Below are 13,168 nucleotides of genomic sequence, written 5' to 3'. Positions count from 1 at the left end.
GCTCGCTGTTCATCGGGCAATTCTCTCGCCCCTCACCCGTTCGGCGTACCACCGACACGGGCCGGAACGTGATCGACAGCGCCGGAACGGCCGGAAAGGTCCGGTCCGGGAGAGGGATCGAGGGGGGTGAAACGGACGGGGAGATGGGCCGGAGCACGGTGGAAGGGGCCCGGACGCCAGATCAGCTCATCGGGTTCGACGGCCAGTTCCAGGTCGCAGAGCTGGCTGGTGATCTGCTCGATCGCGGTCATCGCCATCAGCAGGGCGGGCTGCTTGGCCGGGCACCGGTGCGGCCCCGTCGACCAGGCCAGATGCGCGCTGTCGCCCGAGCGCACCGCGGGGTCCGACGCGGAGGGGAGCGACTGGGTGTTGGCGGCGGCGAAGGAGACCAGCACCAACTGCCCGGCGCGCAGCGGTACCCCGTGGAACTCGGTGTCGTGGCGCGGGAAGTGCGCGCCCAGGTTGGCGATCGGCGGATCGCGCCAGAGCACGTCGTTGACCGCCTCCTGCGCGGTCGTCGCGCCGCCGTGCAGGGAGCCCCCGTAGCCGGTGTCGCCGAGCATCCGCAGCAGCGCGTTGCCGATCAGATTGGCCGTCGGCTCATGGCCGCTGCTCATGATGAGCGTGATCTGGCGCACGGCCTCGTCGTCGTCGAGGCCCGCCGGATGGGCGAGGAGGTACGAGGTGAGGTCGCGGCCCGGGACCGCCCGCCGCCGGGTGACGAGGCCGGTGACGACGCCGACGAGGTCGTCGTACGCGGCGGTCGAGTCCTCGGCGGAGTCCATCATCCCCGCGGTGCCCCTGACCACCCGCTCGATGTCCTCGGGGGCCACCCCGAACGAGGCGGTGAAGACATGCATCGGAAGGCGGCGGGCGTACTGGGCGATGAGGTCACCGGTGCCGGTGGCCGAGAAAGCCGTGATGAGCCGCTGGGCGACCCGGGCGACCTCCGCGCGCAGCAGGTGGGGCTCGATCAGCGCGAGGGTGTCGTTGATGGCGTCGCGGTAGCGGGCGTGGACGGCGCCGTCGGTGAAGAGCGCGGTGGGCCGGTGACCGAGCACGGGCAGGACGGGCGAGTCGGCCGGTACGCCCTCCTGCCAGGCGCGCGGGTCCTTGGTGAAGGTGTCGGTGTCGCGCAGCAGATCGACCGCGGCGTGGTAGTCCGTGACCAGCATCGCGTCGACGTCCGGGGCGATGCTCACCCTGGCCACCGGCCCCTGCTCGCGCAGCCTGCGGTAGTGGCCGTGCGGGTCGGCGGCGAAGTCGGGTCCGTAGAGGGCGAGCCGCCCGTGGAGGGGGGCGGCGGCCACGGGCGAAGTACCGGGCACGGGCGGGGTCATGGCGTTTCCTGGGAGGCGGGGAGGCAGGTCAGCGCGTGTTCGGCGAGGGCGATCAGGGCGTCGATGCTGCCCCGGCGCTCGCGGGCGTCGCACTGCACCAGCGGGGTGCGGGGGTCGAGGTCGAGGTGCTTGCGCAGCACCTCGTCCGCGTGGGCGGGGGCGTCCGGGAAGCGGTTCACGGCGACGGCGTACGGGAGTCCCTGCTCCTCCACCATGTCCATGACGGCGAAGGAGTCCTCCAGCCGGCGGGTGTCGACCATGACGAGGGCGCCGAGCGCGCCGCGCGCGATGTCCTCCCAGAGCGGAAAGAACCGCTCCTGGCCCGGGGTCCCGAACATGTAGAGCACCAGGTCGTCCTGGACGGTCAGCCGCCCGAAGTCGACGGCGACCGTGGTCGTGGTCTTGTCCGGAAGTCCGGCGGTGTCGTCGAGTCCCGTACTGGACTGCGTCATCGCCTCTTCCGTGTGCAGGGTCGGAATCTCCGACAGCGTACGGATCAGTGTCGTCTTGCCCACGCCGAAGGGACCCGTGACGACGAGTTTCATCAGGGTCTCGGCGGCACTCGGCAGATAGCCGATGCCGCCCCGGTCAGTGGAGGGAACGGAGTCCAACGAGCAGCCTCTCGACGAGCGACCGGTCGATCTCACCGGCGCTGGGGATCGGTGGTCGAGCGTGCAGATGTCCTGCGGCCACGAGGTCCGTGGCCAGGAAGACCGTCGCGCTGACCGGCAGTTCCAGATGGGCGGCGCACTCGACGACGGTGAGGGCTCCCGGTTGCAGGAGCTCGCACAGCCTGCGCTGCTCCGCACCGGTGTCCGGCGGCAGGGCCGAGTCCGTGCGGATGAGCACGGCGAGCCGGTCGAGCGCGGGGCCGGTGGGCGTGAGACGGCCACCGGTGACCAGATAGGCGGGGATCAGGCGGCGCCCTGGGCCGGGGCTCATGGCAGGTCGGCGCCGTCCGGCCGGCGGGTGGGGGCGTGCATGGCGCGGGTCAGCGCGGTGACCTGCACCTGCATCTGGTACGCGATGTTCCCAAGGTGCGCGTCGGGGGCCGCGAACAGGGCCAGGGTCGTGTTCCTGCCGGCGGGTACGACGATGGCGAAGCCCAGGTCGGACTCCACCACCGTCTGCGCCAGGCGCGGGGACTCCGCGTCGGTGAAGGCGGTGGTGAAGGCGCGGGCGGCCGCGTGCAGGGTGGCCGTCATCGCGGCGACGCGTTCGGCGGACGCGCGGTCCAGGCCGGGGGACGCGCCCTCGACGAGCCCGTCGCCGGTGGCGACCACGGCGTGCTGCACGCCGGGCAGTTCCAGCAGCGGGGTCAGCACCCAGGCGAGATCACCGGTGGTGGGAGTGGTGCTCACTTCTCGTCGTCTCCTTGATCGTCCGATGAGGATGCTGAGGGGGATGCCGCGGGTGCGGACACCGGGGGCACCGGGGCCTTCCTGCCGCTGAGCGTGCCTTCCTGGAGGGACGCCCAGGCGGCTCCGGCCCGCTCGGGCGTGCGGGGCGCGGACTCCCCCTCCGCCGCCCCGCGGGGGGCGGTCGGCACGTCGGAAGGGGCCGCGCGCCGGGATCTGCGCCGTCGGCTGGGCAGTCCCACGGGGCGCTCCTCGCGGTCGTCGGCGGTCACTGCGGGCTCCACGGGGGCGGCGGGCGCGTCGGGTTCAGCGGTGACGGCGCTTCCGGCGGGCCGGGCAGGCACGGGGCGTCCGGCGGGTTCCGCGGTCTCGGGGTTCCCTGCGGTTTCGACGGCTCCGGATCGGGCGGCTCCGGGCTCGACTGCTCCCGTGCGCCCGGGGAGGCCGGCCGGCTCCGGGGCTTCGGCACCCGCGCCGGCACCTCGCGCGTGCACCGGCTTGGGGGCGAGCACGGACAGGGTGCGGTCGTCGTCCATCACGGTCAGCAGATGGGCCGGTATGCGCAGCATCGCGCGCATACCCCCGTACGGGGACGACTCGAGGTGGCAGCTGAAGCCGTAGCGCGCGATCAGCCTTCCGACCACGGCGAAGCCGGTCCGCGGCGGGTCCCCCAGCTCGGTCAGCAGTACCTCGGACGGGCCGGACAGCAGGGCACGGGCCCGCTTCAGCGCGTCGTCGTCCATGCCGATACCGGCGTCGTCGACCAGGATCAGAGCGCCGCGCCCCGGCGTCTGCTGGACCGTCACGGGGACCTCGGTGTCCGGGTGGGAGTACGCGGTCGCGTTGGCCAGCAGTTCGGCGAGCGCGATCGCGAGGGGTTCGGCGGCCCTGGCGACCAGCGCGAGCCGCTCCTGGCGCAGATGGTTGGCGACCTTGATCCGCTCGTATCCGGGGACCCTGGACTGGGCGCCGAGCACGACCTCGACGAGTGAGGAGTTCTGCCGGGCGAGTCCCGGCCAGGCGTCGCAGAGCACGGCGGTGGCCTGGGTCCTGCGGAGCGCCAGCTCGTTGCGGAAGTCGAGCTGGAGGATGCGCGGGTCGTCGTACTCGTGCTGGAGTTCCTGGAGCAGGTGCTGCGACTGGTTGAGCAGCGACTGGATCTTCGCGGAGGTGCCGCGCATGGCCGAGCGTGCCGCCGCGTCGACGCGCCGGCGTTCCTCCAGGACCGCCGTGCGCGCCGCCTGCACGGCCTCGGTCAGCAGACGTGCGGCGTCGCCCTCGATCCCGGCGGCCTCCCGCAGTCCCGGGACGGGTGCCGTCCGGTGGGAGAGCGCGGTGGCCGCGGCGGGTATCCGTTTCTCGGCGAGCTGGCGTATCTCCTCGGTGAGGGCGAGGGTGCGCGCCTCCGCGGCCTTGTTCTGGCGGTCGGCCAGTTCGGCCCGTGCCGCCGCGTTGTACGCCTCTCGCCTGGCCTGATCCATGCGGAAGGCCGACCAGATCGCCACCACGACGGCTGTCAGTGCCACGATCCATGCCACCACGGCGTCACCGCGTCTCTGTTGTCGGGGACAGCCGGCGTCCCGCGCGGCTGCGGGGCGTTGTGCCGTCGTACCGGCCGGCGGTCACGCCGGCTCGCCGGTACACAGCGTGCCGGTCTCGTGGGCGACGGCCGCCACGTCGGCCATGACCTGGAGGACACCGGGCAGTTCGGAGCCGTCCAGGTGGCGGTACTCGCTCCCGATGGTCACCACCAGGCGCTCCGGCAGGCCGAGCGCCGGATGGCGGTCCTCGCGGATCACCCGGCGGGCCGCCTCCAGGGCGGGCACACCGGCGGCGTGGAGGGCGTGGGCGCGTTCGCGTACGTGGGCGAGGTAGCCGATGTGCTCCCGCACCCCGGCCGGGTCGAGCACCGGTCCGTGGCCGGGCACGATCACCTCGGCCCCGGTGGCCAGCACCTGCTCGCAGGCGTCGATCACGTTGCTCAGGGGGCCGGCCCAGTGCACCGGATGGTCCCCGGGCTGCCGTTCGGTGGAGGCGAAGACGATGTCGCCGCTGAACACGGTGCGCTGGGCGGGCAGATGGACGATCAGGTCGCCCGTGGTGTGCGCGGGCGGAAGGGACGTCACCTGGACCGTGTGCTCCCCCAGGGTCAGCTCAAGCTCCCCGGTGAAGTAGGTCGTCGGCAGCACCTCCTCGGTGGCCGACCAGTCGAAGCCGCCGAAATGGCGGCCGAGGTAGGCGCCGAGGGGGGTCGCCGGGTCGCTTCCGGTCACCAGCGCGTGCTGCTGCCGGGGCGTGGGGTCGTAGTGGATGTGCTCCCGGGCCTCCCGGGTCGCGATGATCTCCGCGTCCGGGAGCACGCCCGCGCCCCAGAAGTGGTCCCCGTTGGCATGGGTGACGATCACGCGGTCGATGCTCACCCCGGGGGGCAGCCGCTTCTCGCTCTCCACGAGGAACTGCCCTGCCAGCAACGGGTCGTACGGGGTGTCGATCCACAGCGCGCCGCGCCGCGAGACCAGGAGGCCGCAGTTGGCCAGGCCCCAGCCCCGCTTCGGCGGCAGCCAGGCGTACAAGCCCGCGCCGAGGTCGACGACGTCCCCACCCGTGATCGGCATGGGGCGATTATGCCGACCACGATGCGTTTGCGCGTTCGAACTCGGCCAACGCACAGACCCGGTGACGCGAAATCGACCTTGACTCCCACCGCCCGCCGCCCGGCGGTGACGGTCCGGCATCTCGGCCCATCGGCCGCGCGAAGGATTTTCCACCCGGTGACCGGGATGTCGCCCGGCGCGTGCGCGGCTCGCGACAGATACCCACCCGGGAACGACGGAACCCGAATGAGCCGACTACCCACCGAGCTTGGCCGAAAACAGCCGTACCACGACGAGCGGAACCGGCGACCGTTTGCTTGTTCTTGCTCGATTGACCCATGTAACATGCAGAATTGAGCAAACCGGCGACGATTTCACCCAGCCCGCCCCTCGGGTGCGAGCAGCAGCGGAAAGCGGAGTGCGTACATGTCCTACGTCGAGACCGAGACAGCGAGCCAGCCGGAGTGCTGGCGCCGTGCCGTGGATGTCGCCGCCGACCGGGCGGCGGCCCTGCCCGCCGACGGTGAGCGCGTCGCCGTCGTCGGCTGCGGCACGTCGTACTACATGGCGCAGGCGTACGCCGCGCTCCGCGAGACCTCGGGGCAGGGCGAGTCGGACGCGTTCGCCGCGTCGGAGTTCCCCTTCGGGAGGGCGTACGACCGGGTCGTCGCGCTGACGCGGTCGGGCACCACCACCGAGGTCCTCGGCCTGCTGGACCGGCTGCGGGGCACCACAAGGACCGTCGCGGTGACCGCCGACCCGCACACCCCGGTGAGGGACGCGGCGGACGAGCTGGTCGTCCTCGACTTCGCCGACGAACGGTCCGTGGTGCAGACGCGGTTCGCGACCACGGCCCTGACCCTGTTCCGCGCCCACCTCGGGCTGCACACCGACGAGGTCGTACGGGACGCGGAGAAGGCCCTCACGGAGCCGCTGCCCGACGGGCTGCTGGAGTGCACCCAGTTCAGCTTCCTGGGGCGCGGCTGGACGGTCGGGATCGCCAACGAGGCGGCGCTCAAGATGAAGGAGGCTTCCCTGTCCTGGACGGAGTCCTATCCGGCGATGGAGTACCGCCACGGCCCGATCAGCATCGCCACGGCCGGTACCGCGACATGGATGTTCGGCGCGGCGCCGAAGGGCCTGGCCGAACAGGTGCTGGCGACGGGGGCCCGGTGGGTGGAGAGCGGTCTGGACCCCCTGGCCGACCTGGTGCGCGTCCAGCGGCTGGCGGTCGCCCGCGCCTCGGCCCGGGGACTCGATCCGGATCTGCCGCGCCATCTGACGCGATCGGTCGTGCTCGAAGGGGCGCCGGGGGCCTGACCCCGTGTCACGGCATGCCGCGTACCGGGCCGGCGGGGGCCCGGTACACGGCGACGGCCGTGCGGGTCAGCCCTCTTCGAAGTGGGCGTCCAGCGCGGCGTCGAGATCCGCCGTCCACTCCTTGAGGCTGCTCCGCGCCTCGGCCTCGACCTCGGCGTTGAACCACCGGCGGCTGGACAGGTGGACGGTCACGGTGAACCGGCGTCCGAAGCGGCCGGTCTTGACCTCGACCGCGCCGATCTCGGCCCAGTCGAACTCCGCCTCCTGGTCGTCCAGCGTGAAGCGGACGCCCGTGGCGTCCACCCGGATGGATCCGCGCCGGTCGCTGACCTCGAAGACGGGTCCGTCCTCGCCGTCGGCTCCCTCGCGCTCCTCGCCGGCTTCCGCGTCCGCGGCGGTGCCGGAGTCCGTGTCGTCCTCCGGCTCCTCGGCGTCCCCGGCCCCCTCCGGCTCCCGGGCGTCCTCGATCGCGGGTCCGGCGGACACGACCGCGTCCTCGGGTTCCGGGACCTCCTCGGGCGCCGCCTTCTCCGCCTCCGCCTCAGCCCCCGTTCGCGCGGCGACAGGGGCCGTCAGGCCGGGGATGAACGCCGGGTCTGTCCCCGCGGCGAACTCGGGCTTGGTGTTCGAATCTATGCGCTGCTCCACGGCGGGCAGTATGGACGACGAACCTGTACGAGACCAGTCAACGGGTCCCGACCGGCCTGTCGTCGCGCACCCGGGAACGGCCGGGCAGGACGGAACGGCCGGGCACGACGGGCACCCGGCCGCGGTGTGCGCACACGAAAGACGGGGTGCGCGCACACGAAAGACGGGTGGTACGGGTTCCGCCGAACCCGTACCACCCGTCCCTGCCGTCCGTCACTCTGTTCCCGCCGTCACGCCTCGCGCGTCAGCGGGTTCATGTGTCCTCGAGGCTCAGTAGGCCCCGAAGACGTTGTCGATCGAGCCGTACCGGTCGGCGGCGTAGTTGCACGCGGCCGTGATGTTGGCGACCGGGTCGTAGCTGTCCGTCGACGTACCGGGCACGTGGTAGGCCTGGAAGGTCGGGTCGATGACCTGGAGGAGGCCCTTCGACGGGATGCCGGCGGCGGCGTTCGAGTCCCAGTTGTTGATGGCCTGGGGGTTGCCGGAGGACTCACGCATGATGTTGCGGTGGATGCCCTCGTAGCTGCCGGGGATGCCGTGCTCGGCCATGATGGCGAGCGACTCCTTGATCCAGCCGTCCAGGTCGTTGGTGTACGCGGCCGGCTCGGCGGCGGGGGCGGCCTCGGCGGCGGCGGGAGCGCCCTCCGCGGCGACCGGGGTGCTCGCGCGCTCCGAACGGTCGGCGCGGTCGGCGCTCTCGGCACGGTCGGCGGCCTTGTCGGCCTTCTTCTCCGACGTGTCGGCCGACTTCTTCTCGGCCTTGCCACCGACGGTCAGCTTCAGACCGGGGTGAATCAGGTCGGGATTTCCGCCGACGGCCTTCTCGTTGGCCTCGTACAGGGCCTTCCAGCCACCGCTCACGGAATGCTCGCGGGCGATCTTGGCGAGCGTGTCGCCCAAGATCACGGAATAGGTGGTGGAGCCGGACTTCTTCGCGGCAATTCCCTTGCCGGACACGGAAGTCGACGTGGCCGCCTTTTCGACGGCGGTCGGCTGGGCCGGGGCGGCGAAGGCACCGGTCGCACCGAACACGGGAAGGGCCAGAGCGGCTCCACCCGTGGTCACGGCGATGACGCCGCGAGTCAGCGAACTGGTCCTGGAACGACGGTGCTTACCGTTTTCGGGCATGCTGAATTCCTCTCCGTCGCCTACGAAGTGAGCTGTCGGGTTCGGGCTGGAGATGCCCGGCCGCATGTGAATGCGACTTCACCCCGAGCCGCTCCGGATACCGGATCGGCGCTTACTTGGGTCCCCCGCTCCTGCCGTACGAGAAGTGGTCGGGTTCCCGGACGGCGGCAGGATTAGGCGTTCCATCCGGAGTGATGGTGACCGTAGGCGAGAAATAGGGAAACGAACAAGCCCGATCTCGTGATCACAATTCACCGGCAAGATCGATTCACAGGAATTCATGTAATCCATCGCACACGGCGCGGACAACTCTTGTTGGCGCAGAAGGGAACCGGTCGCTCCGCCCGGGCGTCCGCGGCTCGTCAGGTGACGCTGGTCACGGAGTCCGATTAGGGCGTTTTGCTCCCCCTTGAAGGTCCCCAGGTCACACGAAATGGCCTTTTATGGATTACGGGATCAATTCCAAGAAAGCGATCCAAATCGGGCAGATACCCCAGAGCGGTCATCATCGGGCATACCATCTGACACTGCGTGGAATCGATCCACGTATGACCGAGAACCCTCACGCCTCGTACCCACGGATCACCGTCCTGCCCGTCCAGCCCGGCGACCCGCCCTTCCGCATCGTCGAGATCGACGGGGAGGTGGTCGGCCGGGCGACCGCCATGACAGATGTGCTGATCGCCGCCTCGGCGGCGGGGATCCCGGTCCATGACCTCGACGATCCGGCCTCGGTGCGCTGGGTGGGCGGCGGCAAGCTCAGCTGGCGGCCGCACTGACGGGAACGGCGCATCTCCCGGGCGGGCCGGCTTGCGCGGGCGGTACGTCGGCTCCGCGCAGGGCCTGAGCAGCCACCCCGGCCGGGGCCCGCGGGGTGGCGCCCGCCCGGGGCGCGCCTCCTACGCCCGGCCCTCCGAGGCGGCAGGAGCGTCCGGGGCGGCAGGGAAGGCCGGGGTCGCCGGAGCCCTCAGCAGGCCCAGCGAGAGGTCGAGCGCCGCTTCGAGGTGGGTGATCCTGCCGGTGGACATCAGGATCGTCACCCCGCCCTGCACGGCGGCGATGAGCGCGGCAGCCGTGCGGTCGGCGTCCAGGCGGCGGTCGATCTCGTCCCGTTCCTGCATCAGCTGGACGCCGGCGCGCAGGGCCGCCTGCCACTGGTCGAGCAGCCGGCCGGTGAGGGCCTGCGCGGCGGGGGTCGTGCGGCCCAGTTCGGTGATCAGGACACCCAGCGGGCAGTTGACGCCCTGCTGCTCGTAGCGCCGGACGACCGCGTCGCGCCAGTCCTGCCACGCCTGCCAGGTGCCGAGGTCCCCGAGGTGCGGTTCCTGGTCCTCCAGGACGAGTTCGGCCTCCCGGGCGGCCACCGCGAGCAGCAGCTCCTCCTTGCCCCCGGCGAAGTAGTGGAAGATCTGGCTCTTGCTCGTCGAGGTGCGTGCGCGGATGTCGTCCAGCGTGGTGGCGGCGGCGCCCCTGGCGCGGATCTCCGCCGCGGCCCCCTCGACGATGCGGCGCCGGGTCTCCGCCCCCTTGGCCGTGAGCCGTGGTGCCGCGCTCTTCCCGGTCGCCATGCCGGAGCCTCCCTCACATATGGACTCGCGGGTCCATTTTATGCGCGCGACCGTGGGACCCGTCCACACGGGCCGGGAGAGACAAGCGGCGTCCGGTGCGTGCGATCGCCGGGCGGAGGAGGGAGTCCATGCGCGGCATCGACGACCGACGACAACGCGGCGAGCGTGCGTGCCGGGCGTCGCGAGCCCGGCACGATCCGGAAGAGACGCCCTGGTCCCGGGCCACCACGGGCAAGCTGCTGCTCGTCCCGTAGCGGCCCTCGGCCCTCGGCCCAGGTGGGTGCCGTCCCGTCAGTCCTCGATCCGGATCGCGAGGGCCGGGCAGACCGCGGCGGCCTGGTGGACGTCGTCGGCCCGGGCGGGAGAGGGCGCCGGGTCGAGGAGGACGGCGATGCCGTCGTCGTCCTGGTCGAACACGTGGTCGGCGGCGACGACGCACTGGCCGGAGGCCACGCACTTGTCCTGGTCGAGGGTCACCTTCATGAGCGCTCCTTCGTCGTGGGTGTCGCGGGTGTCGTCGGTGTCGTGGTGCGGGGTGTTCGCGGGTGCGGCAGGGTTCTCACCAGGCCACGGGAAGCTCGTGGACCCCGTAGACGGAGCCGTCGTGCTTGAACGGCAGCTCCTTCGGGTCAGCGTCGAGGCGCAGGGTGGGGATGCGCCGGTAGAGGGTGCTGTTGACGACCTGGAGTTCCATACGGGCCAGGGGCTGGCCGAGGCACTGGTGCACGCCGAAGCCGAAGGCGACATGGCGCCGGGCGTCACGCCGGAGGTCGAGCCGGTCGGGGTCGGTGAAGACCTCGGGGTCGCGGTTGCCGATGTCGTTGGGCACGATGATCCCGTCGCCCGCCCTGATGACCTCGCCCGCGCACTCGATGTCCTCCAGCGCGACACGGCGGCGGCCCCCGTGGGTGATGTTGAGATACCGCAGCAGTTCCTCCACCGCGCCCGCGACCGTCCTCGGGTCCTCGGTGTCGCGCAGCAGGGCGAGCTGGCCGGGGTGTTCGAGCAGGGCGAGGGTGCCCAGAGCGATCATGTTCGCGGTGGTCTCGTGCCCGGCGAGCAGCAGGAGTACGCCCATCTCGGCCGCCTCCCGCCGGGACAGCTCGCCCGCCTCGACCCGCGTCCCGAGCTTGGACAGCAGGTCGTCTGCGGGAGTGGTGGTCTTGTGGCCGACCAGCTCGTCGAGGTAGCCGATCAGCTTGGCGTGGGCGGCGCCGCGCTCCTCGGGTGTCGCGCTGCGGCTGATGATGGTCCTGCTGTTCTCCTGGAAGAAGTCGTGGTCGGTGTACGGCACTCCGAGCAGCTCGCAGATCACGAGCGAGGGAACGGGCAGGGCGAAGGACTGGACGAGATCGGTCCGCGGAGGCCCGGACAGCATCGTGTCGATCAGCCCGTCCACGATCCGCTGGACGGCCGGACGCATCGCCTCGACCCGCTTGATCGTGAAGGGCGCCGTCACCATGCGCCGCTGCCGGGCGTGTTCGGGGTCGTCCATCAGGATGAAGCTGAAGCTCGACCCCCTCACCGGTGCGGGACTGGGGTAGCCGGGCCGGGTGACGTCGGCACTGACCCTCGGGTCGGAGAGGAGGGCGCGCTGATCGGCGTAACGGGTCGCCAGCCAGGGGGTCGTCCCGTCCCACAGGCGGACCTTCCTGAGCGGGCCCCGCTCCTGCTCGGCCTTGAGCGCGGGCGGCGGGTCGAACGGGCAGCCCGTGGCCCTGGGCATCGGGAACTCCGGGAGAGCGGGGGCGGGCGCCCCTTCCGGACGTACGGTGCTGGTCATCGCTTCCTCACTTCGTCGTGCGGATGGCTGAGGTGCGTCGTTCCGTGGTGCGGGGACGGCCGAGGTACCTCCTTCCGTGGGGTGGGGACGGCTGAGGTGTCCCGGCCGTCGTCGTGCGGCAGCCGTCAGGGGGCGGCGGGTGCGAGCGCCGGGGCGGGGCCGCCGATCTCCGGGCGGCGCAGACGGGCCTGTCTGGGCATGTTCCAGCCGATGACGCCGGTGACCCTGCCGCCCTGTTCGCAGCGGGCGACGAACCGCCCGCTCGCGAGGTCGCCGTCGACGACGGCTACGTGCGCGTCCGGCGGGAAGCTTCCGTGGGTCTGGATCCGGGCGTCGAACTGGTCGGTCCAGAAGTACGGCACCGGCACATAGGGCCGGTCGGCGCCGAGGATCGTGTCCGCGACGGCCATGGCCTGTTCGGTGGCGTTCGTACGGTTCTCCAGGCGCATGGAGGCGTCGAGGAGTTCGTGGTGCCAGCGTGCGACGTCCCCCACGGCGTAGATCCCCTCCGCCGCCCGGCAACGGGAGTCGCAGACCACACCGTTGTCGACGCGCAGCCCGCTGCCGGCCAGCCAGCCGGTGGCCGGTTCCGCGCCGATGGCGACCACGACCAGATCGGCGGGCAGCACCTCATCGGTGTCCAGGCGCACTCCGGTCACCCGGCCCCGGGCCCCGGTGAGTCCGGTGACCGCGTGGCCGAGCCGCAGGCGCACCCCGTGTCCGGTGTGCAGGGCCGCCAGCCGGTCCGCGATCACCGGTCCGAACTGGGCCAGCATGGGCGCCGGCCGAGGTCCGGCCAGGGTGACGTCCAGGCCCATGGTGCGTGCGGTGGCGGCGATCTCGGAGCCGAGCACGCCTTCGCCGGCCACCACGAGCCTGCGGGACGCCAGAAGCCCGGCGCGCAGGGCGAGGGCGTCGTCGAGGGTTCTCAAGCCGTGGACGCCCTCGGTGCCTGGAGGTACGGGCAGGGTCCTCGGCCGCACCCCGGTGGCGATGATGACGGCGTCGGCGCGCAGTTCCCGGCCCGAGGCGGTGCGCACGGTACGGGTCTCCGCGTCGAGGCCGGTCGCGGGATCCCCGAGGAGGATCTCGGCGTCCAGGGCCGTCAGGGCGTCCGGCGCGCGGAGCCGGGCCGTGTCGGGGGCTCTGGTGCCGTCGAGCACCTGCTTGGACAGGGGCGGGCGGTCGTAGGGCAGGTGCCGCTCGCCTCCCAGCAGCGTGAGCCTGCCTGCGTATCCCTTGCGGCGCAGTGTCTCCGCGGTGGTCAGTCCGGCGGCGGAGGCGCCGACCACGAGGACGTGGGAGGGGTGGCGCGATCCCTGGTCGGCGGCGATGTGGGGGGACATGGAGCCTCGGCTCTCCGGCCCGGCCGGCCGGTTGGGGCCGCCGGAGCGCGGGTGGGGGATGGAGTGCGGCCAGTTGCGTGGGG

The 13,168-nt window shown here is 72.0% G+C and carries 15 protein-coding genes and 1 riboswitch; of the genes, 3 read left to right on the top strand and 12 right to left on the bottom strand.

The window, feature by feature from the left end; all coding sequences use genetic code 11:
* Positions 1 to 32 precede the first annotated feature (32 nt).
* The 6 genes from AMK10_RS14780 to AMK10_RS14755 all read right to left on the bottom strand — a co-directional run bounded on the left by AMK10_RS14780 (position 33) and on the right by AMK10_RS14755 (position 5,313).
* Entirely contained in the window at positions 33 to 1,340 is a 1,308-nt protein-coding gene (locus AMK10_RS14780; protein ID WP_241839542.1) for a cytochrome P450, read from the bottom strand.
* Complete coding sequence (locus tag AMK10_RS14775; RefSeq protein ID WP_073748242.1) at positions 1,337 to 1,951, bottom strand: GTP-binding protein; 615 nt, start codon at positions 1,949 to 1,951, stop codon at positions 1,337 to 1,339. The genes AMK10_RS14780 and AMK10_RS14775 overlap by 4 nt, the downstream gene beginning before the upstream one ends.
* Positions 1,929 to 2,282, bottom strand: a complete 354-nt coding sequence (locus AMK10_RS14770) for a DUF742 domain-containing protein (RefSeq protein ID WP_073748241.1) — start codon at positions 2,280 to 2,282, stop codon at positions 1,929 to 1,931. The genes AMK10_RS14775 and AMK10_RS14770 overlap by 23 nt, the downstream gene beginning before the upstream one ends.
* Complete coding sequence (locus AMK10_RS14765; RefSeq protein ID WP_073748240.1) at positions 2,279 to 2,701, bottom strand: roadblock/LC7 domain-containing protein; 423 nt, start codon at positions 2,699 to 2,701, stop codon at positions 2,279 to 2,281. The genes AMK10_RS14770 and AMK10_RS14765 overlap by 4 nt, the downstream gene beginning before the upstream one ends.
* Positions 2,698 to 4,224, bottom strand: a complete 1,527-nt coding sequence (locus tag AMK10_RS14760; protein WP_241839541.1) for an ATP-binding protein — start codon at positions 4,222 to 4,224, stop codon at positions 2,698 to 2,700. Before AMK10_RS14760 ends, AMK10_RS14765 begins: the two co-directional genes overlap by 4 nt.
* Positions 4,225 to 4,320: 96 nt before the next feature.
* Positions 4,321 to 5,313, bottom strand: a complete 993-nt coding sequence (locus AMK10_RS14755) for an MBL fold metallo-hydrolase (protein ID WP_073748238.1) — start codon at positions 5,311 to 5,313, stop codon at positions 4,321 to 4,323.
* Between the two features lie 405 nt (positions 5,314 to 5,718).
* Here AMK10_RS14755 and AMK10_RS14750 point away from each other — a divergent pair, with 405 nt between their 5' ends.
* The gene (locus AMK10_RS14750) at positions 5,719 to 6,612 is read left to right on the top strand and encodes an SIS domain-containing protein (protein WP_073748237.1); all 894 of its coding nucleotides are present in this window, start codon (positions 5,719 to 5,721) and stop codon (positions 6,610 to 6,612) included.
* A gap of 66 nt (positions 6,613 to 6,678) precedes the next feature.
* Here the strand turns inward: AMK10_RS14750 and AMK10_RS14745 are convergent, their stop codons facing one another.
* Complete coding sequence (locus AMK10_RS14745; RefSeq protein WP_073748236.1) at positions 6,679 to 7,260, bottom strand: hypothetical protein; 582 nt, start codon at positions 7,258 to 7,260, stop codon at positions 6,679 to 6,681.
* 270 nt (positions 7,261 to 7,530) lie between these two features.
* Complete coding sequence (locus tag AMK10_RS14740; protein ID WP_073748235.1) at positions 7,531 to 8,388, bottom strand: transglycosylase SLT domain-containing protein; 858 nt, start codon at positions 8,386 to 8,388, stop codon at positions 7,531 to 7,533.
* Between the two features lie 2 nt (positions 8,389 to 8,390).
* Positions 8,391 to 8,578, bottom strand: a riboswitch (cyclic di-AMP (ydaO/yuaA leader).
* Between the two features lie 358 nt (positions 8,579 to 8,936).
* On the opposite strand from AMK10_RS14740, the gene AMK10_RS14735 reads away from it, so the two are divergent.
* A complete protein-coding gene (locus tag AMK10_RS14735; RefSeq protein ID WP_073748234.1) occupies positions 8,937 to 9,167 on the top strand; it encodes a hypothetical protein in 231 nt (76 codons plus the stop codon).
* 120 nt (positions 9,168 to 9,287) lie between these two features.
* On the opposite strand, the gene AMK10_RS14730 is transcribed toward AMK10_RS14735, so the two are convergent.
* Positions 9,288 to 9,956: a TetR/AcrR family transcriptional regulator gene (locus tag AMK10_RS14730; protein WP_073748233.1), complete on the bottom strand. Its 669-nt coding sequence runs from the start codon at positions 9,954 to 9,956 to the stop codon at positions 9,288 to 9,290.
* Between the two features lie 128 nt (positions 9,957 to 10,084).
* On the opposite strand from AMK10_RS14730, the gene AMK10_RS38500 reads away from it, so the two are divergent.
* Positions 10,085 to 10,210 (top strand): hypothetical protein, encoded by a 126-nt coding sequence (locus AMK10_RS38500; protein WP_274535337.1) that lies wholly within the window; start codon positions 10,085 to 10,087, stop codon positions 10,208 to 10,210.
* A 37-nt stretch (positions 10,211 to 10,247) separates the two neighbouring features.
* Here the strand turns inward: AMK10_RS38500 and AMK10_RS14725 are convergent, their stop codons facing one another.
* The 3 genes from AMK10_RS14725 to AMK10_RS14715 all read right to left on the bottom strand — a co-directional run bounded on the left by AMK10_RS14725 (position 10,248) and on the right by AMK10_RS14715 (position 13,085).
* A complete protein-coding gene (locus tag AMK10_RS14725; protein WP_073748232.1) occupies positions 10,248 to 10,439 on the bottom strand; it encodes a ferredoxin in 192 nt (63 codons plus the stop codon).
* A 76-nt stretch (positions 10,440 to 10,515) separates the two neighbouring features.
* On the bottom strand, positions 10,516 to 11,739 hold the full coding sequence (locus AMK10_RS14720; protein ID WP_073748231.1) for a cytochrome P450: 1,224 nt from the start codon (positions 11,737 to 11,739) through the stop codon (positions 10,516 to 10,518).
* 125 nt (positions 11,740 to 11,864) lie between these two features.
* Complete coding sequence (locus AMK10_RS14715) at positions 11,865 to 13,085, bottom strand: NAD(P)/FAD-dependent oxidoreductase (protein WP_073748230.1); 1,221 nt, start codon at positions 13,083 to 13,085, stop codon at positions 11,865 to 11,867.
* Between the last annotated feature and the right edge of the window lie 83 nt (positions 13,086 to 13,168).

It is taken from the genome of Streptomyces sp. CB02058 (genome assembly GCF_001905505.1).
Classification (GTDB): Bacteria; Actinomycetota; Actinomycetes; order Streptomycetales; family Streptomycetaceae; genus Streptomyces.
This window is presented reverse-complemented; position numbering and strand designations above follow the sequence as displayed.